We start from the raw sequence: 23,144 nt of genomic DNA on the forward strand, positions 1-23,144 counted from the left end.
CCACGGACACCTCCAGCCAACTGCTACGCCGAACGCTGGGTCCGAACCGTCCGAGCCGAATGCACTGACCGCCTGCTGATCTACGACGAACGCCACCTGCGATCCGTCCTGAACGAGTACGCCGAGCACGACAACGCGCACCGCCCACACCAGTCCCGCCAACAACGCCAACCTGATCAAGTCGAGCACGACGTGGTCCCGCTGGAAGGCCGGATTCAACGCCGAAATGAGGTTCCCCCAGTAGCACGGACATCCGAGGTGAGGTCACTCAGTGGTGTCTGAGGGCCGGTAGAGGCTCTCGAACGTGACGGGACTGTGCATTTCGATGCTGGAATGGCATCGGTAGGGATCGTACCAGCATTCAATCCATTCGAAGATGGCGTTAGCGAGTTCGTCGCGTTTTTCCAGATTCTGGTGTCGAGAAGTTCGAGCTGCATCGTTCCCCAGAACGACTCCATCATCGCATTGTCATGGCAGTCACCAACCGTTCCCATCGATCCGAGCGGGCCGGCATCTCGCAAACGCTTGCCGAAGGCCCAAGACGTGTATTGCGTACCGTGGTCGGAGTGCAGAATGGTCGAGCGCGCGTCCGGTTTTCGCCGGGCCACGGCCATCGCCATCGCTAACGCGTTCACCACCAGGTCGGTATTCTGACGAGCGTCGATGGACCAGCCGATGATCCGGCGCGAATAGGCGTCCATCACGGCGGCGCAATACAGCTTCCCTTCGCCGGTGGGATGCTCGGTGATGTCGGTCAGCCACAGCCGATCGGGCGCCTCGACGTCGAAGCTGCGTTGCACCAGGTCCTCCTCGGTAGCCTGGTTGACCAGGTTGCGGCGGCCCTTGCGCCGGTACACGCCCTGCAGGCCGGCCTCGCGCATGAGCCGCTCCACGCGCTTGCGGTTGACCTTCTCGCCCAGCCCGAGCGTGAGCTCGGCATGCACCCGCGGCGAGCCGTAACTGCCACGCGAGTCCGCGTGTACCTGACGGATTTTTTTGGTGAGTTCTTTGTTGCGGAGCGCACGTGGCGGCTCGGGCCGACCGAGCCAGTCGTAATATCCCGATGTCGACACCCGGAGTACTCGGCAGGCCACCGCGACCGGAATATGGTCATCGGCAAGCTCACGGACCAGCGAGTAGATTACTTTGGGAGGACGTTCTCCCGGGCGAAGTACGCCGCCGCCCGCTTGAGGATGTCGTTCTCCAGCTCCAGCTGTTTATTGCGGCGCCGTAGCTCGGCGAGTTCCTTCTTCTCCGCGCTGGTCAGCTGTTCGCCGACGCCGCCATTTTCCTCGACCTCGGTCTGTCTGAGCCAGTTCTGCAGACACGACCGGCTGACACCCAGATCCTTGGCGAGTTGGAGAAGCGGTTTGTCACCTTGGCGCGCAAGCTCGACCGCGCGGCGCCGGAACTCGGGAGGGTGAGGTGCGGGCATGAAGGACATCCTTCCTGATGATCAAGGGTGACCTCAGGTCAAGTGTCCGGAGAACTGGGGGAAGCTCAGGAGTGCTCGTGGCAGGTTTTGCCCTCGGTCACCAGGATACGGGCAGGCGGTGCACGCCGTAGATCGTCATGTCCGTACGCATGGGCACCTCCTGTGACGGCACGGCCAGCCGCAGGTGCGGGAAACGGTCGAACAGCGCCCGGTACGCGATGCGCATCTCGATCCTGGCGAGCTGATGGCCCAGGCACTGGTGGATGCCGTGGCCGAAGGCCAGGTGCCCGGCTTTGGCGGGTTTGGTGACGTCGAGCGTCTCGGGGTCGTCGAAGCGTTCGGGGTCGCGGTTGGCGGCAGGGATGGAGAGCGTCACCACCTGGCCCTTCCTGATCGTCCGTCCGGCGATCTCGACGTCCTCCTGCGCGGCCCGCAGCGGCCCGAGATGGGCGACGGACAGGTGACGCAGCAGCTCCTCGACCGCGCCGTCCCACAGGGACGGGTCCGCGCGCAGGGCGGCGAGCTGGCCCGGGTGCTCCAGCAGCGCGTACGCGCCCAGGCCGAGCATGGAGGCCGTGGTCTCGTGGCCGGCGACCAGGAGCAGCATCGCCATGCCCGTGATCTCCTCGACGGGCAGCTCGCCGCCCGAGACCAGGCCGCTGAGCAGGTCGTCCGCCGGCTGGGCGCGTTTGGCGCCGACGAGCTCGTACAGGTAGCCGAACAAGGAGGCCATCGCCGCAGTGACTTCCTCCGCGGTGGATCCGACGCGCAGCGCGGTGGCGGAGTCGTGCTGGAAGCGGTCGCGGTCGGCGTACGGGACGCCGAGCAGCTCGCAGATGACCAGGGACGGCACGGGCAGAGCGAACTCCCGTACCAGCTCAGCGGGCGCGCCCTTGGCTTCCATGGCGTCAAGGGCCTGGGCGGTGATCCGTTCGATCCCGGGTTCCAGCGCCTTCAGCCTGCGTACGGTGAACTGGGCAGACAGGTGGCGGCGCAGGCGGGTGTGGTCAGGCGGGTCGAGCTGCATGAAGAAGCCCGGCGGCTGGACGAAACCGGCAGGGTCGAGCCCCTCCCAGGCGATCGGCCAGCGCAGGTTCTCCAACCGGCTGCTGAAGCGGGGGTCGGCCAGCACGGCGCGCGCGGCCGCGTAGCCGGTCACGAGCCAGCCCTCGTGGCCCCCCGGATAGGTCAGGGAGTGAATCGGCGCCTGTTCTTGCCAGCGCCGCAGGTCATCCGGCGGGTCGAACGGCGACGAGCGGACGACGGGGAAGACAACGGCCATGATCGACTCCTTACAGGCAGGACACCCTCTACACCTATAGAGGCTCTACATCCGTAGAGTAGCGTAGGCGTGTGTCAGTCCCTCGGGGGATGCCCGGTGAGCGGGTCAGCGCTCGCCGACGGTGGCGAGCAGCGCGCGGATCTTGGGACGCAGGTCCGGGACCGCCGCTCCGGGGTCCCCGGTGAACAGCCGGTCCAGAAGCAGGCCGTCGGCGTAGGCGATCAGGTCGCCGGCCCAGAGGTCGGCATCGGGGATGCCTGACGCGTCCAGCAATCCGGTGACCAGGTCGCGCAGGTGGGCGCGGTTGGCCGCGAGCACCTCGCGCAGTTCTGGACGCCGGGTGGCCTCCAGCGAGAGCTCGTACCTGGCCAGTTGGCGGTCGCGGCTGGCCGTGAGCCACTGCCCGACGAGCCAGGCCACCGCCTCGACCAGGCCCTCCCGTCCGGTCGCGGACACCTGCAGTCGCTGCTTCAGCGCGGCGATCTCGGTGGCGGTGTGCTCGGCCAGGCGTTCGACCGCGGCCTGGAGCAGCCCCTGCCGCGTGCGGAAATAGTACGACGTGGAGCCTTCCGGCAGGCCTGCCGCCCGATCGACGGCGCGGTGGGTCAGGCCGCGCATGCCTTCCGCGGCGAGGAGCCCGATCGCCACGTCGGCGATCTCCTGTCGTCTGGACACCCGGCCGAGTGTAGCGGCGCTCCGCCGACCGGCCGCTGAGCTCCGATTCCGAGGACCATCTGTCGGGCCGGTGCCGGGCATGCTCCCGACGGTAGAAGGCCGCACGGCGTGCTACCGGTCGTCGACCGACATCTGCTGCTGTTTCAGCGGTGGGTGACTGAGTGGCTCGCCGGCATCGACGATGTCGAGCACCGTCGCCTACTCGAACGCTTCGCCACCTGGCACCTGCAGCGCGAGCTCCGCACAATCGCCGAACAGCAATCATCGGCATACCTCCACCGGGCCGGGCCGGTTCAGCTTCATGGTCGCCACCGACCCTGACGCCGACCGGCCCGACCTGGAGATCCGGCTCATGACCTCGGACGACACGGTGGCAGACATGCTTGACCTGGTCGACGTGCAGGCTGCACGCGGCGTGGACGGGCCTGGCGGGTGGCTGTCAGGCACCGACCGCTCCGGCGTCCTGAAATTCCAGGTTCGGCTCAACGGACCTGAGCACAACCGGGTCAACATGGCCCTGTCCTCCGGCGTCGGCAAGACCCCCGCCGACGTGCTGTCGGCGATACAGCTGGTAGCCGACCTTCCATCTGCCACCGGCATCGTCGTCGCGGTGCGCGGCGGTCGCCCCATCATCTCGCTCTGGCGACCGGAGGAATCCGAAGTGCGCGCCTCACCCCTGCCGGACATGGTCCGATGGGCGGTCACCCTCCTGCAGGCGCGCTCACCGTGCAGGCTCACACCTTCCACCGTGTCAGTGTCGCCGACCTGGACAGGCTCGTCCCCGAGCAGGTCGGCGAACTCATCCAGCTAGTGAGCCGGTCGTGAGTATCAGGGACGCCACGTGAGGTGCGTTCCGTTTCAATTCGCCTGAGCGGTGGTGACGATGTCTGTCTGTTGAGGTCTGCTGGAGAGATGGCAGACAGCAGGCTCGAGCCGGTGGTGTTATCCGAGGACGAGTGGCGGACGTTGACGGGCTGGGCCCGGCGTCGCTCGACTGCTCAGGGGCTGGCGATGCGGGCCCGGATCGTGCTGGCCTGCGCCGAGGGCGGTGGCAACGTGGCGGTGGCGGCCCGGCTGCGGCTGCGGCTGCGGCTGCGGCTGCGGCTGCGGCTGGACCGTAAGACGGTGGCCCGCTGGCGCAGCCGGTTCCTGGCCCATCGGCTGGACGGGCTGTCCGACGAGCCGCGGCCGGGCGTGCCGCGCACCATCACCGACGCCCAGGTGGAGGAGGTGGTGGTGCGCACGCTGGAGGAGGTGCCGGCCGGATCCACGCACTGGTCCAAACGAGAACTCGCCCGCCAGGTGGGCATCTCGCCGACCAGCGTGGCCGGCATCTGGCGGGCGTTCGGGCTGCAACCCTGGCGCACCCAGAACTTCAAGATCTCCACTGATCCGCTGCTGATCGACAAGATCCGGGATGTGGTCGGGCTGCATCTGGCCCCGCCGGCCCATGCCGCGGTGTTCGCCGTTGACGAGAAACCGCAGATCCAAGCGTTGCAGCGGAGCGCTCCGGTACTGCCGATGCTGCCCGGCGTGCCCAAGCGGCGCAGCTTCGACTACGTCCGGCACGGCATCACCAGCCTGTTCGCCGCGCTCAACACCGCCACCGGCAAAGTGATCGGCAAGCTGTCGGCCCGTCACCGTGCCGTCGACTTCCGCGACTTCCTGGACGAGATCGACCGCCAGGTCGACCCAGGCCTGGCGGTCCACCTCATCTGCGACAACCTGTCCACCCACAAGGCGCCGGTGGTGCACGCCTGGCTGCTGGCCCACCCGCGCTTCACGCAGCATTTCACCCCGACCTACTCCTCCTGGATCAACCAGGTCGAGCGCTGGTTCGCCGAACTGGAACGCCGCTGCCTGGAGCGGGGCAACTTCTGCTCTCTGGAGGCTCTCAAGGCCGCGTTGGAGGAGTGGATCAAGGTCTGGAACGAGGACGCCAGGCCGTTCAGGTGGACCAAGACCGCCGACCAGATCCTCGACCGCATCTGCCGCTACTGCGACCGAATCTCAAACCCGGCTCACTAGTGTCATGCGCCGGAAGTTTCACACTTAAGTATCTTGCTGGTTTTCGGTGGTCAGCGGCTTAGTCTTGGCGAGGTAGTCGGCGAGGGTTTTGAGGATCTCGTCGGCGGTCTTGGTCCAGGTGAACGGCCGCGGGTCCTCGTTCCAGGTGTCGATCCATGCCTTGATGTCGTTCTCGAGAGCCTTCACGGAGGTGTGGACGCCACGGCGGATCAGCTTGTCGGTCAGCAGGCCGAACCATCGCTCGACCTGGTTGACCCAGGAGGATCCGGTCGGGGTGAAGTGGACGTGGAAGCGGGGGTGCTTGCCCAGCCACGCCTTGATCTCGGCAGTGTTGTGGGTGGCATAGTTGTCACACACGAGGTGCACGTCGAGTCCGGCCGGCACCGCTTTGTCGATCGAGGTCAGGAACTTCTTGAACTCGATCGCCCGGTGGCGGCGGTGCAGTTGGCCGATCACGGTCCCGTCGGCAATGTTGAACGCGGCGAACAGGCTGGTGATGCCGTGCCGCAGATAGTCGTGGGTACGCCGCTCAGGCATGCCGGGCATCATCGGCAGCACCGGCTGGGAGCGGTCCAGCGCCTGGATCTGGCTCTTCTCGTCCACGCACAGCACCACCGCCTTCTCGGGCGTCACGCACGGATGTCAGACAGACTGACCGCCCCATTGCCGTACCAGCAGGCCGACAGTCACATGCAAGATCGCGGCTGGGGCCTTCTCCCAGTCGGCAGCCGCTGTTGGATCAAGCGCAGCCAACCCACGCCACCGCACTGAACCGCAGCGCCGGGAACCACCTGACCTGTTGGAGACGCTGGGGAGGCCTGGCAGCGCAGAGGCGCCCCGAACAGCGCCACAGATGGCTCGCCGGAGCCTTCCGCCGTTCGGCAAGAAGTCGCCCGGCATTCGCTTCCTCCCCATGCAAGCCGTCACGCTCCTCTGCGAGCGTGACGAAGGGCCGCAGGTTCACCTGCTCCGCCCCACTTCGTGCGCAAGCTCATGGGCCACCCGAGAACGACGCACCAGGTATTCCAGATGAAAGGTATGTCCCATGTGCCGCACCCATGCACACTCCCACAGCGCACCGGAAGGAACGGCTGCGTTCGCCGACTTGTCCGTCTCAGAGACCGAGCTGTCGCCCGCCGACCTCGGTCGGCGCCGCTTTCTGCTGAACAGTGGGCTGCTCGGCATCAGCAGTCTCGGCGTCACCGCTCTGGGAGGGCTGACCACGCGTCCCGCCGCCGCAACCAGCAGAGGCTCCCGCGCGCTTCACTGGCTGGCCGGCGACCATCACGTTCATACGCAGTACAGCTACGACGGCATGTACACCATTGAGCAGCAGGCTGCGGGCGCTCTCAAGCACGGCCTGGACTGGCTGGTCATCACCGACCACGGGCACGCCGCGCACGAGAAGTTCGCGGTCGAGTCCACTTTTGCCGACATCCTCACCTCCCGGGCCAAGCACCCTGGGCTGCTGTTGTGGCAGGGACTCGAATGGAACGTTCCCGGAGGCGAGCACGCCACGGTGTTCTTCGACGGTGCTCGCGATGAGATCCAACTGCTGCGCGCGTTCGAGCGGCTCTTCGACTCCAGGATCAACGGCACCGGCGCCAGCAGCCCGGCGAACGAGGCCAAGGCGCTGGAGGCGCTCGCCTGGCTCGAGACCGCGCTGCGCACGGGTTCGGCGAGTTCCGCGCTGTTCCTGATCAACCACGTGATGCGGCGCGGCAGGTACTCCCCGCGTGACCTGCGCACCTATCGCGACAAGGCGCCGAACATCGCAGTCGGCATGGAGGGCGCGCCTGGCGCCCAGAACGAACCCAGGGCCCGCGGCGACTTCAACAACACCGCCGACGCCGACTCCTGGGCCGGCTGGCGGCCGGAACACTTCCCGACGTACGGCGGCTTCGACTCCATGACCGGAATCCTGGGCGGCATGTGGGACTCGATGCTCGCCGAGGGCAAGGGCTGGTGGATCACTGCCAACTCCGACGGCCACTTCTACAACGGTGACACGATCGTCGAGCCCTCCCGACCTGCTGACTGGTACGACCAGCACGGTAGATACCCCGATCCCATCGACGGCGGCGTCCCGCTGCGGCACGCCGACTTCTGGCCCGGTCAGTTCAGCCGCACGGTTGTAGGGACGACCTCACGCAGCTATGGCGCGGTCATGGAGGCGATCAAGGCCGGGCGATCCTGGGTGTCGATGGGCGGCCTCATCGACGGGCTGCACGTCGACGCGCACGCCCCCGGCAATGCCCCGGCCACATTCGGCGGACGGCTGTCGGTGCGGCGCGGCGACGACGTCACCGTCACCATTTCCGTCGATCTCGCCGGCCGTCCTAACGCCAATGAAGAGATCCCCCGGCTCGCCCGCCTGGATCTGATCCGTGGTGCGATCACCGGGCCGGCCGCCGACCCCGACGTCTTCACCGCCCCGGACGTGAGTGTGGTCGAGTCGTTCATGCCGAAGGGCAAGGGCCGGGTCGCCCAGTTCCACTACAAGTTCCGCGACGTGCGCGAGCCGTTCTACTTCCGGCTGCGTGGCACCGACGGCAGGCGCAGCGCTCCCGGCGGGATGGAGCCGGCGGCGGACACAGGCCGCAACGAGAACCCCTGGCACGACCTCTGGTGCTACACCAATCCCACCTTCGTAGAACTGACATAGAACGATTCGACGACACCCGTCCCACTCGAAACATGGTTTCGAGTGGGAGCGGGGATTCGCCGTGCGACCAGAGCGACAACTGGGACCATCGCAGGGTGTAGCTCTCGCTTGTCCACCGGCCGGTAAGAGGTCTGATCGGTCTGCTGACGGTGCTCATGCGCTCTGGTCTGTCCAAGGACGTTGAGCTACTGGTGCTCCGGCACCAGCTCCGATGGCCGACCGCAGTGGCACCGTGGCGTTCTCCACCCCTGACCGGTCCAGCGGCACACTGGTGCTCGGCGTGCTGACCGTCGAGGAGAACGCGACCGCCTATCTCGCGCGCCCGGAACACGCCTTCACCGGCATCGCACCCGGCGCCTGCGAGCTGCGTCGCCACCGTGAGCAGGCGGACCAGGTCCGGCTCGTCGCCGGCTGAGGCCCTGCGCCACCGGATGTCACGTTCCGGAAGGTGATGGCCTGCCGGCGCGCTCTGTCGGCGTGCCGGCGGAGGAGCGTGCGCGGGGAGCCGATCAACCTCGGCCGGCTACGTCGCCACTCGGCGGCGCCCTCGTCACAGCCACCGGCATCACCCGGTCCACCCACGACAGCCGCCGCCGTAGCGGAAGTAGCCCGACGGGCTGTTGGCCATGCGGTCGAAGATCGACGGGTCGGACTCGATCCGACTGGAACTGCTACGGCGAGATGAGCGCGTTGCTGATCGCGGTCTGGTCCTCGCCCTTGTCGTCGATGAGGCGCTGCACGATCGTGTCGTTGTTCAGGCCCATGTCAAGGACGATCTTGTCCGGGCCGGCGAACCGCACCTGGTCGCTGTCGGCCGTCCAGTTCGGGTTGCGGTCCAGCACCGCCTGCGACCCCTTGCGGAAGCTCGTCACCTGGTACGGGCCGCTGGCGACCGGGTGCTCGCCGTACGTCTCCGGCTTGGTGTCGGCCGCGGCCGGCACCGGCGCGAAGGCCGGCATGCTGACGATCCACGGCCAGTTGCCGAACGGACGCTTCAGCCGGAAGGCGATCTTGTGGTCACCGGCGACCTCGATGGAGTCGAGCTCCTTGCCGTCGTACGGGCCGTCGTAGTCGGTGCCGCCGATGCTCCCGAACCGGTGAGTTGCTGGGCATCAGGTGCGGTCTCCGGCTCCAGGGACGATCAAGCCGGTCTCGTATGCGATGACCACGGCTTGGGCGCGGCTGGACAGCTTGAGCTTGGTCATGAGGCGGCCCAGGTGGGATTTGACGGTGGCCTCGGCGATGTTCAGGCGGGTGGCGATCTGCTGGTTGGTCAGGCCCTGGCCGACCAGGTGGAGCACGGCGGTTTCCTGGCTGGTGAGCCGGGCGAGTTCCTCGGGCCGGCGCCGGTTGGGTTCGGGCGCGGTGACGAAATGGTGGACCAGGCGCCGGGTGACGCTGGGCGCCAGCAGCACCTCGCCGCGGGCGACCGTGGCGATCGCGGCCAGCATCTGGTCGGCGGGGGTGTCCTTGAGCAGAAATCCCGAGGCGCCGGCGCGCAGGGCGGCGAAGACGTGTTCGTCCAGGTCGAAGGTGGTCAGGATGAGGATCTTCGGTGCCGGGCCGGCGGCGTGGGCGAGGATGTGGCGCGTGGCGGCGACGCCGTCCAGGTTGGGCATGCGGATGTCCATCAAGATGACATCCGGGGCGGTCGCCGCGGCCTGGGCGATGGCTTCGTGGCCGTCGGCGGCCTCGCCGACGACCGCGAGAGCGGCGTCGGTGCGGAGGAGGGCGACCAGGCCCGCGCGGACCAGGGCCTGGTCGTCGACGACCAGGACGCGGATGGTCCCGCGGTCGGTGCCGGGGCCGGTCATCGGGGTGCCCCGGGTCGTGGTGCGCTCTGCTGCGGGTGGGCCGTGGCGAAAGCGGGCTCGGCGAGTGGGGAGGCGGGCAGGTGCGCGGTCACGGTGAAGCCGCCGTCCGTACGTGGGCCGGCGGTGAGGGTGCCGCCGTAGAGGGTGGCTCGTTCGTGCATGCCGATCAGGCCGTGCCCGTCGGCGCTGTGCCCGGTGGTGGCCGGGCCGTTGTTGCCGACCTGCAGCGTGACTGCGGCGGGCTGGTAGGTCAGGGTAAGGGTCACGTCGGCGTGTGGGGCGTGTTTGAGCACGTTGGTCAATGATTCCTGGGTGATGCGGTACAGGCACCGGTCCACGCCGGGCGGCAGCGGGCGTACCTGACCGGAGGTTTCCCGCCGGATCGACAGGCCGGACAGGCGGGAGCGTTCCAGCAGCGTGTCCAGCTGGGCCAGCCCCGGCTGCGGGGCGTAGGAGTCCTCGCCGGTGTCGGACGTGAGGCGCAGGACCGACAGCATGTTCCGGAGTTCGGCCAGTGCCTCGCGGGTGGTGGCGGCGATCGCGGTGAACGCTTCGCGTGCGGCGTCGGGCTCGGTGTCGATCAGGCGGCCGCCGGCACCGGACTGGATCGAGACGACCGACAGGTGGTGGGCGACCACGTCGTGCAGTTCCCTGGCGATGCGCACGCGTTCTTCGGCGACCGCTCGCAGGGCTTTCTCCTCGCGTTCGATCTCCAGGTGGCGGGCGTGCTCGATGAGGTCCTGGTGGCGCAGCCGGCGGCTGCGCACCCCCTCCCCGATGGCCCAGGCCGCGCCGAGCTGAAGCGCGTTCTCGACCAGGCTTTTGACGATCGCGAAGGTCAGCCCGGACCTGATGAGGTCGGGAACGAGGATGCCCGCCATCAACACCAGGGCCAGGACGCCGTCGCGGTAGCCCTCCCGACGGTAGGCCGCGACGGTGTAGAGGCTGACCAGCACCGGCGGGGCCTGGAATCCGTTGGGGTAGCCGGCCAGGCCGCAGCCGATCAGGCCCGCCGTGATCACCGCAAGGACGGGGATGGGGTGACGCCTGCGCAGCACCAGCGGCGCGCTGGTGAGCACCGCCAGCAGGTACGCCAGCACGACCGGGTCATGGGCGGACAAGGCGGCCTGCGTCACCGCCAGCGCGGTCGACACACCGGCCAGCAGGCTGTCGGCGACCATCACCGGCAAGCCGCGCCACCAGCGGCCCCATCGTCGCACGACGTTCATGAGACGAAGGTAGCCGCCAGCCTGACCCGCTTTGTCCTCCTTTGGGAGGAGTCGTCGTTAGGGCAGCGGTTGCAGAGAAGCGGGCGGTTGGTGTGCCGGTGGCAGGGCCCGGATCGACCTTCCGCACGATGTCCAGGGGCTGCTCAGGCCCCTAGTTTGGATACAGCCGGTGATCAATGATCAACAGGGGGCACCCCTGAGACCGGACACATCATTACCGGAGCGTCGAAATTCGACGCGTGCTGGATCCGCAGGAAACAACCCCTTCACCAAGGAATGACGCATGCTCCTCATCAAGAGTGGAACGGCTGCCGCAGTAGCACTCACGGCCGGAATCGGATTGGGCGCCGCCGGACCGGCGCAGGCGGCCACCCCCCTGGACCGCTTCCACCATCAGACGATCACCTGGCGCGCCTGCGCAACCGGACCCGGCGATCAGATGGGCGAACAGATGGACGCCGCCGGTGCTCGATGCGCCACCGTTCTGGTCCCGATGGACTACCGCAGACCGCAGGGGCGGACCCTTACCATCGCGCTCTCCCGGATCAAGGCCACCGATTCCTCCCGGCGCCGCGGCGTCTTGCTGCTCAACCCCGGCGGGCCGGGAGGCTCCGGCCTCTCGATGACGCTCCTGGGCAAGGAGATGCCCGAGGTCGCGGCCCGTTACGACCTGGTGGGCATGGACCCCCGATTCGTCGGCCGCAGCACACCGATCAGCTGCCGATGGCAGACCGACACCTTCCTCCGCTCGGCGGGACCCGACCGGCGTACCTTCGATGAGGGGGTGCGCCTCGCCGAACAGTTGGCTGCGGGCTGCGCCAAGGGCAATCTCCAGACCCTGCCGTACGCCACGACCAGGAACACCGCACGCGACATGGACGTGATCCGGGCCGCGCTCGGCGAGCAGAAGCTGTCCTACCTCGGCTACTCCTACGGCACCTACCTGGGTGCGACCTACCTGCAGATGTTCGGCTCGCGGGCCGACCGGGTGGTGCTCGACAGCGCCGTCGACCCGCGGGTGTACGGCCCGCGCATGTTCTCACGCGCCGCCCCCGCGATCGACGCCGCGCTGCGGCGCTGGGCGTCCTGGACCGCATCACATGACAAGGAGTACGGGCTGGGCGGGACACGTGACGCCGTCCTGGCGACCGTAGAGAAGATCAACCGGCATCCCGTGGAGATCGGCGGATACCGCGTCGATGCCCATGTCGTGCCGTACTGGCTGTTCGCACGCCTCTACAGCGACGGCCCGCAGTCCTATGCCGTCCTCGCCGAGGAGGCGCGGGCGCTGAGCCGCGGCGGCGAGACACCGCCGCCCGCCTCGCTGAAGGAATTCCTCGACGGCCTGTTCACCGGTGCCGGAGAGGCGTCGGACCGGGCGGGCACGGCGATCCTGTGCGGTGACCGGGCCGCACCCCGCGACCCGGCGACCTACTACCGCGACATCCAGCGGCACCGCGCCGCCGAACCACTGTTCGGACCGCTCGTCCACAACATCACCCCGTGCGCGTTCTGGCCGGTCAAGCCGCTTGAAGCGCCCACGAGGGTCGGCAACTCCGTACCGGCGTTGATCGTCGGCGCGGCCGGCGACCCCGCGACGCCCTATCCGGGCCAGCAGGCCATGCACCGGGCGCTGACCGGCTCCCGCATGATCACATTGAACGGCGCCTTCCGCCACGGCGTCTACCTCGCGGCGGGCAACGCCTGCGTCGACACCAAGGTCACCAGCTACCTGGTCGACGGTGTCCTGCCCGGTAAGGACGTCACCTGCGGCCGCCCGGCCGTCTGACACGTTCCCACCGCCAGCCGTCCCGGCCGGAACCGGGCCTCGCCGCTGGAGATCCACGCTGACCTCGCTGAATCGGCTGCACGAGATCCCTCGCGCCGTCGTGGACGACGTCGCGCCCCCTGGGATCCAGCGACGGCGGTGGGCAAGATCCGCGCCTGGGCCGACGCGCACCCCGATCGCGGCCGTGATCGACTCGTTGAGGAAGCCTCGGCGGCGTTCTCCACGAATACTCACAAGCGGCTTGACCTGCGTGGATGGAATCTTCGGCAGGCGCAAGGTTCGAGGTCAGTAAGTGACGTTTTCTCAGCGACGTGACCAACGGGCTTGTGGAAGGCGCCAGTTGGGTCGGCCGGGTCGGGGAAGCCCAGGCTGCAGACAGGCATTGGACCCTTGGTAGGACGGTTCTCTCTCACAAGATCGTCCACTGCGCCTCGCCCGTGACGCCGGCGTCTCCCAGGCAACCGGCCACCGCTACCTCCACGAACGCATCGACGTCCTCGCCGGCCAGGCGCCGGACCTGCACGAGGTTCTCGGCCGCTGCCGAGGCGAGGGCATGACCCACGTGATCCTCGACGGCACGCTGATCGCCTCCGACCACGTCGCGGGTCTCCGTGAGAACGGCAACGACCTCTGGTTCAGCCAGAAGCACAAGGCGTTCGGCGGCAACGTACAGTTTCTGGCCGCTCGTGACAGTACCCCGCTGTGGGTCTCCGACGCCGAACCCGGCTCCACCGCCCCACCCCGCGGTCGTCGGCGAACAACGCGCCAACCCGCTGCACCCGGCCTGGATGGCCGGGCCCAGACGGGAACCCCGAGGTGGTTCCCACGTTCACCATGAACTGATCGTCGGGTGAGGTGGCCAGCTCTACCCCTGCGATCTCGCCACGGCTACGCCGCAGACATTCACCATGGCCTCCCGACCGGCGACCTTGCCCAGGAGTTCCCCGCCCCGTGATGAGGGGGCGGGTGGGCACCGCGATCCAGCCCGAGGTCGTCCTCAAAGCGAACGTTTCCTGAGATCGTCCCCCGATGACGCACCGGGCCGGGACAGCGCATAGCCGAGCATCGGCCACATCTCGCCCTTCACCTCCTGCGTCTTGTCGCGCTGAGGATCACGATGGACCCCTGCACGCGAGGCCACCCGCTGTGGGACGACGTTGTCGCGATGAGCACGAAGCCACAGCTCGCTCAGACCCACGGTCTGGAATGTCCAGGCACTGAACAAGGTCACGGCCCGGGTCGCCACCCCGCGCCCACGCACCTCGGCTGCCACCCAGTAGGAGATCTCCCCGGCCTTCCCGTCATGCCGCAGCGCGATGTTGCCCAACCGCTGCCCGGTGACCGAGTCGCAGATAAGGAAGCCCTCCTCGGCGCCAGACCCGCGCAACCGGACGATCGCCGCCACCACCTCCGCAGCATCCAGAGTTGGCGAGTCCGTCGTGAACCGCTGAATCCGCGTGTCACGCACGCTCTCGGCATACCAGCCGGCATCCTCATCGGCCCACTCGCGAAGCCGAACCACCCCATCGTCCAACTCATGATCGCTCATGCCCGAACCCTGCCAGACTCACTACTCCGTGCCCGCGGAAGCAGGGCGAACATCGCCTGATGCGGCACTCGCTAGGCCGCGGCCACAGCCGAGCGCACCAGCGAGTCGTAGGTGTCGCCGGTGCGCTCCAGAGCGACCCCGAGCGAGCGCGCCCACGCGTCCAGCTCGGCCTGCACATCGGCGCCGGACTCCTGCGCGCTCACGGTGCGCTCCAGCTCCATGAAGATCCCGGCGTACTCGACCTCGTCCACACAGACGTTCAGCCCTTCGAGCGCGGCCGTACGCCGAGTCTTGACGATCCGCACGGTCGGCCGCCACCCCATCATCACGATGGCCTGGTGCATCTGCTCCCGGTCAGCGACCGTGCTCTCGTACTCCAGGCACGCCTGCTCGTTGGCGACAGGCTGTTTCACCGTGAACAGATGCCGGCCGTCCTGCGTACGCAGCCGCGCGAACACGACACCGATCTTCGACTGGCCGTAGTCCCAGCCCGGCTGAGCGTAGGCCTGGTCGTCCTGCCGCATGGGCGGCCGGCCAGGCAAGGCGGTCCCTTCCCTGAGGGCGGTCACTTCCCCGAGCGGCAGGCGGATCCGCCGCTCGGTCGGCCGGACCGGTGTCTGCTACGACAACGCGATGGCCGAATCGTTCTTGTCCGCGATCAAGAACGAGTGGCTGCACCGCTTCGTCTTCACCACCCGAGCCAAGGCAAGACGGCAGGTCATCCGCTATATCGAAGGGTTCTACAACCAGCGGCTCCTGCATTCGGCGCTCGGCTACCAGCCACCCTTCGAAGTGCTCAACGAGTCCCTTTCGACACCAACGGCCGCATAGGCTACGCCCATTGGACGGCTGTCCGGAATCATCAGGGCACCTCAGTTCAGGGACGTCCACCACCGCCACCGCGGCAGCTACGCCGACGGTTCACCTACACCCCTTGAGGAACGCAGCACTCGGCCGAGCTGCTCATCACTCTACCGAGCTGTTCAGCTAGGTAGAGTGATCGTCTCTGCTGTGGATTGACCGGAAATGGATGGGCATGGCCGAAGACCTGCGTTATTCGTTGCTCGGCCCGGTGCGGGCCTGGCGCGGCGGGCAGGAGCTGGAGCTCGGCTCGCCGCAACAGCGCCTGGTGCTGGCCGTACTTCTCCTGGCACGGGGCAGGGCCGTGAGCAACGAGCAGGTCATGGACGCGGTGTGGGATCAGACGCGGCCGCGTACCGCGCTCCAGATCTTGCGCACCTACGTCTCGCGGCTGCGCGCGGTGCTCGGCACGGACGCGCTGAGGTCCATCGGCGACGGCTACGCGCTGCGGGGCGGGGCGAGCGACCTCGCCGAGCTTCACGAGTTGTACGGCGAAGGCCGCTACGCCGAGGCGCTGGCCCTGTGGCAGGGCGAGCCACTGGCAGGGCTCTCCGGACTGTTTGCCGACTCCCAGCGCGCCCGCCTGAGCGAGCAACGGCTCGCCGCGCTTCAACACCGCCTCGACGCCGACCTCGACGAAGGCAGGCACGCTGAGGTCGTCAGCGAGCTGACCGCCCTGTGCGCGGAACATCCAACCAGGGAGCGCCTGCGCGGCCTGCTCATGCTGGCGCTGTATCGCGCCGGACGGCAGGCCGAGGCGATCGGCGTCTACACCGACACCCGCAGGCTGCTGGCCGACGAACTCGGTGTGGACCCCTCGCCGGAGTTGGCCGAGCTGTACCAGCGCATCATCAGCGCCGACCCCGAGCTCGGCCGCGCCCCTGCCCGCCCCGCCGCCGCCCACGCGCCGATCACGCACGCGCCACGGCAGTTACCTGCCGACTCGGCCGACTTCACCGGCCGCGCGTGCGAGATAGAGGACATGGTGACCGCGCTGCGCTCCGGCGAGACCTCCGCCCTGGTCGTCACGGCGGTCGCCGGGGCGGGCGGGGTCGGCAAGACCACCCTGGCCGTGCACGTCGCCCACCAGCTCGCCGGCTACTACCCCGACGGGCAGCTCTTCGTGGACCTGCGTGGTTGGGGAGCCGAGCCGCTGGAACCCGGGACGGCGCTCGGCTCGTTCCTGCGCGCGCTCGGTCTGGATGAGGCGCCGGAGGACCTCGCCGAGCGGGCCGCGCTCTACCGCTCGGTGCTCGCCGACCGGCGGGTTCTGGTCGTGCTCGACAACGCCTCGGACGCCGGACAGGTCCGGCCGCTGATGCCGGGCTCGTCACTCTGCGGCGTGATCGTCACCAGCCGGGCCAGGCTGACCGACCTCAGCGGCGCCCGCCAGATGAACCTGGAGGTGCTCGACCCCGTCGAGGCGCTGCGTCTGCTGGGCAGGATCGCCGGGGAAGCACGTGTGGCGGCTGAGCGGCCCGCCGCCATGGACCTTGTCGCCGCCTGCGGCTTCCTGCCGCTGGCCATCAGGATCGCCGCCGCCAGACTCGCCGCCAGGCCGAACTGGAGCGTGGCCGGCATGCGCGACCGGCTCTCCGACGAGCGGCGCAGGCTGGCTGAGCTGCGTGCGGGCGATCTGGCAATCGAGGCCACGTTCACATTGGGATACGAGCAGCTCGACGACACCCACGCGCGGGCCTTTCGGCTGCTGGCCGTACCGGATGGAGGGGATCTGCCGATCGCGGCAGCCGCGGCGCTCCTCGGCCTGCCCGAGCACGCCGCGGAGGACGTCTGCGAGGGGCTGGTCGACGTCAGCATGCTCCAGTCACCCTCGCTCGGCCGCTACCGCTTCCACGACCTGCTGAAGATCTACGCCCGTTCCCGCTGTGACGATCCAGAGGTGCGGCGGGCCGCCCTCGACCGGCTGCTCGACTTCTCCTTGGCCTCGGTGTGCGCGGCGATGGAAATGATCATGCCCGGGGACACCCGCTCGGCGTCGGCGGCCACCCGCTCGGCGGGAATGTCCTTCGCCGACGACGCCGCCGCCATCGGCTGGATCAACGAGGAGGAACAGAGCCTGCTCGGCTACGTCGAGCAGGCCGCCCGCACCCCCGGGTGCGACTTGCGCCAGGCCGTGGTCCTGTTCGACATGGGCATCGACGGCGTCGGCTTCGACGCCGACCACGCCCGCATCGATCGGATCGCCGATCTGCTCGTGGGCGCGGCAGAGGAACGCGGCGACCAGGTTTCGCTCGCCATCGCCCGAGTCACGCGCGGCCTGACCCGGGTGGATCGCAACCACCACGACGCCGCCACGGCCGACGGCATGGCCAGCCGCGACCTCAGCCTCGAGCACGGCGACCTGGCAACCTACGCCAGAGCGCTCAACCTGCTGGCGCTGTGCGCGAACGAACGACGCGACAGGTCCACCGCGGTGACCTGCTACCAGCAGGCGGTCGAGACATCGCGATCGATCGGCGACCTGGCCTACCTCTCCACCGGGCTCGGCAACCTGGCCCGCGCTCTGTCCGCCGTGGGCCGTCACGACGAGGCGCTCGAAGCCGCTGGCGAGGCCGAGCGGATCATGCTCGACCTCAGGGACGGGCAGGACGACGCCCACGCCGCCTACCAATACGGCATCGTGCTGTGCGGCGCAGGGCGGCCGCAGGAGGCGGTGCTCAAGCTGCGGACGGCGGTCACCGAGTACGCGCGGATGAGGATGCCCGCCCTTCAGGGAGGTGCGCTGTTCCGGACTGGGGAGGCGTACCTGGCGGCTGGGATGGCCGAGCGGGCGCTGGAATGCGCGGAAGAGGCGCTGACGATGCTCGTGGAGTCGGGCGATGAGTGGGGGCAGGGCATGGCACTGACCGTCCTGGGTCAGGCGCTGCGGGAACTGGGGCAGCCGGGCCGCTCCCAAGCCTGCCTGACAGAGGCGCTGTCCCTCTTCGAGCGGCTCTCGCTATCCGAGGCGGCCGACGTCCGCGCCCTCCTGACGAAGCTGAACGCCTAGTGCTGCGTTCCTCAAAGGGTGTGGATCGCCCCTGGCCAAGAGCCTTGAGCAGGAGGATTCTCATGGCAGGAGGGTTCCGCCAGGCCGAAGCTACTGTCCGCGCGGGCTCCGTACGATGAGAGGAAGAACGCACCATGCGCCGGTTGGCCGGTGCCCGACACGCTCCCGGTGACTGGATCCAGCTCTACGGCGTCTTCCTTGACCTGGTGAACGATGTCGATTCTCGGGCGGGGATCGACCGCGACCGTGCTCACCACGTTGGCGGGGCCCCCTCTGAAGAGCCCCTTGGTGCTTGCCGTTCTGCTCCTGTTGCCCACCTCCCGCGTGGGAGCCCGATGGCGAGACTGCGCCCCCGCCCATGACGAAGATCCCCAAACGATGTGCAGGATCGTTCAGACTCGTTCGGCACGCTGGTCGTCATTCATACAACCGTTCAGACCCGTCCGGCTCAGTTTCGTGGTCGTCCACCTCCGCGACGTCACGCAGGCCGCCGTGCAGGGCGTAGCTGTCCCCGATGGAGAACACGACACCGTCGCCGAGCACACGGCGGAGCCTGGAGATGTAGGCGCGCAGCGTGCTGAGCGCGGTGCGCGGCTGTTCCCGGCCCCAGACGGCGTCCACGAGCTGGTCGTTGCCGACCGCCCGGCCTCCGGCCAGCAGGAGCATGGCCAGGACCAGACGCTGCTGCGGCGAGCCCAGATCCAGCTCCTGGTCGCCGCGCCAGGCGCGCACCGGGCCCAGCACGGAGAATCTCAGGTCCTGCGCCATGTCGTCCGTTCCTCCGTCAGTCCGCTGTCGGTCCGCTGTCAGTCCTCGGAGAGGACGATCACTCTGTCGCCCGGCCGGAACGTCAGCGGGGCCGATTTGTCCGGGTTGAGGGTGACTCCGTGCTGACGTGCCTGACCGGCGGCGGCCGTCAGGCGGTAGCCGATCGCGCTCTCGCCGCGGCGCCTGGCCGCCTCGATCACGGTGGCGAACGTGGCGGTGGCGCCCGGGACGATGTAGTCGCTCGCCGGCTTGAGGTAGATCTCCGAGCCCTCGTGGGAGAAGAGCTGCTCGAAGACCTGGCCCAGGTGCCGGTTCTCGGCGAGCTGGGTGAGCAGCAGGCTGACCAGCTTGCCGCCGACCACGAAGTCGTCGGCCTCGGCGATCTCGGCGAGCTTCCTGTTGCGCTCGTCGTTCATCTCGCTGACGATCGCCACGCCGGTCCGCATGTCCCGCAGGTGCAGCAGGGTCACCAGGGTCCTGGCGTCGGCCTTCTGAGCGTCGTAGGCGCCGTCGGAGAGCACGATCGCATGGTCGTAGCCGCCGATGCCGAGCGACTCCAGCGCGGTGCGGCTGGTGACGTCGGCTTCCTTGGCGGAGACGAGCACCCCGGGTGGCAGCGGCTGGTCGGTCAGGTCGGGCCCGGCGAGATGGATCTCGGAACCGGTCAGCAGGTAGGGCGCCAGGTCGCGCAGGATCCTGGACCGCCGGTGGTTCGAACCCATGATCAACGTCCTGGTCGGCTCCCGCCGCGGGGCGCCGGGGCGGGCGATCGCCTCCTGACGCACCACGGCCGGCGCCGCCGCCAGGCGGATGGCCGAGTCGTCGGGGGCGATGAGGATGAGCTGGTCGCTGTGCCGGATCACGCTCTGGCTCGGCGGGTTGAGCACCACGGAGCCGTCGCCGTGGCGCAGGCCGATCGGCACGGCGCTGGCGTAGGCGAACAGCGCCTCGCCGTACATCCGGCCGACGAGGGCGGGCTCGGCCTGGATGTAGATCTCCTCGCCGTCGAAGTCCAGCAGGTCGCTGTAGACGGTGGACAGTCCTGGCTGACGGCAGGACTGCGCGACCAGGCGGGCGCCGAGGTCCTGGGAGTCGACGATCTCGACGTGCGCCCCGCCCGCCAGCCGGGCGGCGGGCAGGTTGCCGCTCTCGGTCACGGCGGCCACGGTCGGCGGACGCGTGCCGGCCCAGGGGCGGTTGCCCAGCGCGAGCAGGATCTTGATCAGCTCGGCGTCGTCGGTGGGCAGCACCAGGATCGAGTGCGCCGTGTCCGGGCTCACCAGTTCCAGGGCCGTGGGCTCCGCCGGATCGCCGCTGCGCGCCACGATCCGGGTACGCCCCACGTCACCGAGCCGGTCGCGCAGCTCTTCCTCCATCTCGACCTTGTCCCGGTCCGCCAGGACGGCCACGACCGGGCGCTTCTCGCTCTCCTTGGCCTTGGCCAGCTCGGAGACGATCGCGAAGACCTCCTCCGACCAGCCGAGGACGACGCTGTGCCCGCTCTCGACCACGCGGGACCGGCCCTTGCGCAGGTTCTCCAGCTTCGCGTCCAGGCCCGCGGTGAGCACGCCGACCAGGGCGCTGACGATGAAGATCCCGCCGATGGTGACGAAGAGCATCATGAAGACGAAGAACGGGCTGCCCTCGTCGCCGCCCATGGTGCCCGGATCGAGGGTGCGCAGCAGGCTCATCCAGGCGACGTTCCACCAGGGCCCGTTCTCGCCCGCGATGGGCGCGGCGATCACGGTGACGACGCCGACGAGCACCGCCGACGCCACGGCCAGCCAGCCGATCAGGGCGGGCGTGCCCTTGGACATCGTGTTGTCGAACCAGTAACGCAGTCGCTCACGGGACACGGCTACTGCTCCCCGGTTGCGGGGTCCTGCGCCTCCAGGGCGTAGCCGCAGGCCTTGACCTCGCCGGTATCGGGGTCGGCGAAGTCCGGGTCGAACTCGATCTTTCCCAGCGTGGTGCCCTCGATGGAGCGGCGGAAGGTCTCCTGCTTGCCGCAGTCGTAGAGCACGTAGGCGCCCTCCTTCTCGCCCAGGAGCAGGAACCTCTCGTCCGGGTTGTCCTTGTTCAGCGGCTTGCCGTCGCCGTCGCCCACGGTGGCCCACTGGTTCTGGAAGCCGACGGTCTGCAGCAGGGCGTTGCCGTTGCCGTTGGCGGCGATGTCGACGGCCCCGTGGACCATCTGGGCGACCAGGATCAGCCCCAGCCCGATGCCGAACAGCGCGCCGGTGAGCACCTTCATGCCGGCCCGGCCCGCGTTGCGGGTCCGCATCAGGCGGAACGGCACCAGCAGCCCGAGGACCGCGACGAGTACGACGGCCACCAGGAGCCGGCCGCCGGACAGGTCCCACAGCGTGCCGAAGTAGGCCCAGTAGGCGACGACCGAGACCAGAGCGCCCGCCGTGGCCGCGATCCAGGGTTGTTCCCGGAGCCGGCGCGTCAGCCGGCCGATGGATCCGCGGGTGGCCAGGTTGAGCAGCCAGCCCAGCGCGACGAGCAACCCCACTCCGGGCAGGGCCACCAGGAAGAGCTCGATCAGCGTGCCGATGAGCCGGCCGAAGATCGTCGCCTGGTCGAGGCCGGCCTGCTCGGGGGTGATGCCGAACACCACGTAGACCTGGGCCAGGCCCAGGTACAGCATGGCGTACATGCCCACGGCGACCGGCACGGCGACCGATCCGATCTTCTCGAAGACCTCGAGCACGCTGCCCTTGGCCGTCGCCTGCTCGGGTGTGGGGGGTGCGGGAGGTGCGGGAGGTGCCGGGAGCGGAGGAGCCAGGGTCTGCTCTGGCGGAAAAGGCTGATAAGTCATGAGAGGAGAGAATGGGTCGTGCACCTCTACACCTGGTTGACGGGAGATATACGTCTTCGTCCATCGGGCGTCCACGCGGGTGGCCGTAGTCGGGTCCGTGCGCGTCCGGCGGGACGGGGAGGTGCCTGCGGGACACACGAGAACGGCCGGCGGCAGATACGATCTGCCGCCGGCCGTGTGTCCGGAGGTGCTGACGTGCCTGGCTCAGCCGGCCCGGCAGGCGGAGTTCAGCGCCGTCGTCCTGGCGTCCGTGCCCTTCTGCGCGGCGTCGATGCCCGCCTCGTCACCTGCGTCGATGGCGGCGTTGGCGGCGTCGAGCGCGGCGGCCATGTCGTTCATGGCCGACCTGACCGCGCCGTCCGCCTTGCCCGCCTGCTGGGTCAGCACCGCCTCGTACGCGGCGTTGACCCCCTTGACCGCCTCCGCACCCTGCGCGGAGCCGAGTTCCTTCTCCCAGGTCGCACTGGCCGCCGCCGCCGCGTCGCAGGCGTCGGCGGAGGTGGAGCCGCAACCGGTCAGGAAGGGCACGGCGGTCATCAGGGCGATGGTCATCACGATCTTCATGGCGCCAGATCCTGCGAGACCCACCTTGACGGCTGATGGACGGTCCGTCCACGCGGGGCTCCCGCCGCAGGCGCAGCGGGCCACGGCGGCGCCCGGCGTCCGTCAGGCGGCGCAGGCGGAGTTGAGCTTCGACACGGTCTCACTGGCCTGGGCGGTGTACTGGTCCGCCTCCTCCGGCGCGCCGATCGCCGCCAGCTCCTCGTACAGGGAGACGGCCGCGTCCTGGGCCTCCTTGACCTTCTCGTCCACGTTCAGCTCCTTGAGCTTCCGCGCGCTCTCGCTGTAGAGCTGTTTCATCGCCTCAAGGTCCCCGGCCTTGCTCTGCAACTCGGTCAGCGTGGTCGTCATGACGGCTCGCAGTTCCTTGCACCCCTTGGTGTCGGCCACGGCGGCGCTCCCGCCGCCGCAGGCCGCCGTACCCAGGGCGAGGAAGGCCAGGGCGGCGACGCTCAGTGCGAGTCTGTGGCAGGACATGTCTTCTCCTCCGTACTGTCGTTATGGGTCACGACAGCCTTCGCCGCGGCCATGGACAGCCGGTCATCAACCGGTGAACCCCTCCGGTCAGGCGATCCCGGGACGGCTCAGGATCCTGCCGGTGAGCGATCGGCAGCGCGGCGGCGCCTCCTCGCCGACGACGGCCGATCGACGGCA

General features: G+C 68.8%; 24 protein-coding genes and 1 pseudogene. 9 read left to right on the forward strand and 16 right to left on the reverse strand.

What is annotated here, in order from left to right; all coding sequences use genetic code 11:
- On the forward strand, positions 1-282 hold a 282-nt coding region (locus IEZ27_RS55715), incomplete at its 5' end, for an integrase core domain-containing protein (protein WP_189653844.1).
- Here the strand turns inward: IEZ27_RS55715 and IEZ27_RS50715 are convergent.
- The 4 genes from IEZ27_RS50715 to IEZ27_RS50730 form a co-directional block, all read right to left on the reverse strand.
- The gene (locus IEZ27_RS50715; protein ID WP_189653887.1) at positions 216-1,142 is read right to left on the reverse strand and encodes an IS3 family transposase; all 927 of its coding nucleotides are present in this window, start codon (positions 1,140-1,142) and stop codon (positions 216-218) included. The genes IEZ27_RS55715 and IEZ27_RS50715 overlap by 67 nt on opposite strands.
- Entirely contained in the window at positions 1,142-1,435 is a 294-nt protein-coding gene (locus tag IEZ27_RS50720) for a transposase (RefSeq protein WP_189653845.1), read from the reverse strand. Before IEZ27_RS50720 ends, IEZ27_RS50715 begins: the two co-directional genes overlap by 1 nt.
- Positions 1,436-1,532: 97 nt before the next feature.
- A complete protein-coding gene (locus tag IEZ27_RS50725; protein ID WP_189653846.1) occupies positions 1,533-2,717 on the reverse strand; it encodes a cytochrome P450 in 1,185 nt (394 codons plus the stop codon).
- Positions 2,718-2,822: 105 nt separating this feature from the next.
- Positions 2,823-3,392, reverse strand: a complete 570-nt coding sequence (locus IEZ27_RS50730) for a TetR/AcrR family transcriptional regulator (protein ID WP_229825082.1) — start codon at positions 3,390-3,392, stop codon at positions 2,823-2,825.
- Positions 3,393-3,573: 181 nt separating this feature from the next.
- On the opposite strand from IEZ27_RS50730, the gene IEZ27_RS50735 reads away from it, so the two are divergent.
- Together IEZ27_RS50735 and IEZ27_RS50740 are read left to right on the forward strand one after the other, a co-directional pair.
- Entirely contained in the window at positions 3,574-4,203 is a 630-nt protein-coding gene (locus tag IEZ27_RS50735) for a hypothetical protein (RefSeq protein ID WP_189653848.1), read from the forward strand.
- 101 nt (positions 4,204-4,304) lie between these two features.
- Positions 4,305-5,420 (forward strand): IS630 family transposase, encoded by a 1,116-nt coding sequence (locus IEZ27_RS50740; protein ID WP_189653849.1) that lies wholly within the window; start codon positions 4,305-4,307, stop codon positions 5,418-5,420.
- 24 nt (positions 5,421-5,444) lie between these two features.
- Here IEZ27_RS50740 and IEZ27_RS50745 read toward each other — a convergent pair.
- Positions 5,445-6,047 (reverse strand): annotated as a pseudogene (locus tag IEZ27_RS50745) (IS630 family transposase); the annotation flags it as partial.
- Positions 6,048-6,465: 418 nt separating this feature from the next.
- Between IEZ27_RS50745 and IEZ27_RS50750 the strand changes: the two are divergent.
- Both IEZ27_RS50750 and IEZ27_RS50755 read left to right on the forward strand, forming a co-directional pair.
- Positions 6,466-8,085: a PHP domain-containing protein gene (locus tag IEZ27_RS50750; protein WP_229825083.1), complete on the forward strand. Its 1,620-nt coding sequence runs from the start codon at positions 6,466-6,468 to the stop codon at positions 8,083-8,085.
- A gap of 211 nt (positions 8,086-8,296) precedes the next feature.
- Entirely contained in the window at positions 8,297-8,500 is a 204-nt protein-coding gene (locus tag IEZ27_RS50755) for a hypothetical protein (RefSeq protein WP_189653850.1), read from the forward strand.
- Positions 8,501-8,756: 256 nt separating this feature from the next.
- Here IEZ27_RS50755 and IEZ27_RS50760 read toward each other — a convergent pair whose 3' ends face one another.
- From IEZ27_RS50760 to IEZ27_RS50770, 3 genes are read right to left on the reverse strand one after another with little or no spacing between them, the layout of a single operon-like run.
- Complete coding sequence (locus IEZ27_RS50760; RefSeq protein ID WP_189653889.1) at positions 8,757-9,170, reverse strand: ABC transporter substrate-binding protein; 414 nt, start codon at positions 9,168-9,170, stop codon at positions 8,757-8,759.
- Between the two features lie 27 nt (positions 9,171-9,197).
- Positions 9,198-9,899 (reverse strand): response regulator, encoded by a 702-nt coding sequence (locus IEZ27_RS50765; RefSeq protein WP_189653851.1) that lies wholly within the window; start codon positions 9,897-9,899, stop codon positions 9,198-9,200.
- Entirely contained in the window at positions 9,896-11,128 is a 1,233-nt protein-coding gene (locus IEZ27_RS50770; protein ID WP_189653852.1) for a sensor histidine kinase, read from the reverse strand. The genes IEZ27_RS50765 and IEZ27_RS50770 overlap by 4 nt, the downstream gene beginning before the upstream one ends.
- A 283-nt stretch (positions 11,129-11,411) precedes the next feature.
- Between IEZ27_RS50770 and IEZ27_RS50775 the strand changes: the two genes are divergently transcribed.
- Positions 11,412-12,917 (forward strand): alpha/beta hydrolase, encoded by a 1,506-nt coding sequence (locus IEZ27_RS50775; RefSeq protein WP_189653853.1) that lies wholly within the window; start codon positions 11,412-11,414, stop codon positions 12,915-12,917.
- Positions 12,918-13,326: 409 nt separating this feature from the next.
- On the opposite strand, the gene IEZ27_RS50780 is transcribed toward IEZ27_RS50775, so the two are convergent.
- A complete protein-coding gene (locus IEZ27_RS50780; protein WP_194522012.1) occupies positions 13,327-13,479 on the reverse strand; it encodes a hypothetical protein in 153 nt (50 codons plus the stop codon).
- Here IEZ27_RS50780 and IEZ27_RS53515 point away from each other — a divergent pair.
- Positions 13,471-13,755 carry a hypothetical protein gene (locus IEZ27_RS53515; protein WP_194522015.1) on the forward strand — a complete coding sequence of 95 codons (285 nt, stop codon included), beginning with the start codon at positions 13,471-13,473 and terminating at the stop codon, positions 13,753-13,755. The genes IEZ27_RS50780 and IEZ27_RS53515 overlap by 9 nt on opposite strands.
- Positions 13,756-13,914: 159 nt before the next feature.
- On the opposite strand, the gene IEZ27_RS50785 is transcribed toward IEZ27_RS53515, so the two are convergent.
- Both IEZ27_RS50785 and IEZ27_RS50790 read right to left on the reverse strand, forming a co-directional pair.
- The gene (locus tag IEZ27_RS50785; RefSeq protein WP_189653855.1) at positions 13,915-14,466 is read right to left on the reverse strand and encodes a GNAT family N-acetyltransferase; all 552 of its coding nucleotides are present in this window, start codon (positions 14,464-14,466) and stop codon (positions 13,915-13,917) included.
- A gap of 71 nt (positions 14,467-14,537) precedes the next feature.
- Positions 14,538-14,990, reverse strand: a complete 453-nt coding sequence (locus IEZ27_RS50790) for a class IV adenylate cyclase (RefSeq protein WP_189653856.1) — start codon at positions 14,988-14,990, stop codon at positions 14,538-14,540.
- Between the two features lie 109 nt (positions 14,991-15,099).
- Between IEZ27_RS50790 and IEZ27_RS50795 the strand changes: the two genes are divergently transcribed.
- Together IEZ27_RS50795 and IEZ27_RS50800 are read left to right on the forward strand one after the other, a co-directional pair.
- Complete coding sequence (locus IEZ27_RS50795; protein WP_379478661.1) at positions 15,100-15,297, forward strand: integrase core domain-containing protein; 198 nt, start codon at positions 15,100-15,102, stop codon at positions 15,295-15,297.
- Between the two features lie 205 nt (positions 15,298-15,502).
- Positions 15,503-18,337 carry an AfsR/SARP family transcriptional regulator gene (locus tag IEZ27_RS50800; protein WP_229825084.1) on the forward strand — a complete coding sequence of 945 codons (2,835 nt, stop codon included), beginning with the start codon at positions 15,503-15,505 and terminating at the stop codon, positions 18,335-18,337.
- Between the two features lie 417 nt (positions 18,338-18,754).
- Here IEZ27_RS50800 and IEZ27_RS50805 read toward each other — a convergent pair whose 3' ends face one another.
- From IEZ27_RS50805 to IEZ27_RS50825, 5 genes are all read right to left on the reverse strand, one after another.
- Positions 18,755-19,105, reverse strand: a complete 351-nt coding sequence (locus IEZ27_RS50805) for an AfsR/SARP family transcriptional regulator (RefSeq protein WP_189653859.1) — start codon at positions 19,103-19,105, stop codon at positions 18,755-18,757.
- Between the two features lie 38 nt (positions 19,106-19,143).
- The gene (locus IEZ27_RS50810) at positions 19,144-20,961 is read right to left on the reverse strand and encodes a CASTOR/POLLUX-related putative ion channel (RefSeq protein ID WP_308427373.1); all 1,818 of its coding nucleotides are present in this window, start codon (positions 20,959-20,961) and stop codon (positions 19,144-19,146) included.
- A gap of 2 nt (positions 20,962-20,963) precedes the next feature.
- Positions 20,964-21,821, reverse strand: coding sequence for a hypothetical protein (locus tag IEZ27_RS50815; RefSeq protein WP_189653860.1), 858 nt, complete (start codon positions 21,819-21,821; stop codon positions 20,964-20,966).
- Positions 21,822-22,133: 312 nt separating this feature from the next.
- Entirely contained in the window at positions 22,134-22,493 is a 360-nt protein-coding gene (locus IEZ27_RS50820) for a hypothetical protein (RefSeq protein ID WP_189653861.1), read from the reverse strand.
- Positions 22,494-22,595: 102 nt separating this feature from the next.
- Positions 22,596-22,967 (reverse strand): hypothetical protein, encoded by a 372-nt coding sequence (locus IEZ27_RS50825; RefSeq protein ID WP_189653862.1) that lies wholly within the window; start codon positions 22,965-22,967, stop codon positions 22,596-22,598.
- Positions 22,968-23,144 lie beyond the last annotated feature (177 nt).

The organism is Nonomuraea spiralis (genome assembly GCF_014648435.1).
GTDB lineage: Bacteria > Actinomycetota > Actinomycetes > Streptosporangiales > Streptosporangiaceae > Nonomuraea > Nonomuraea spiralis.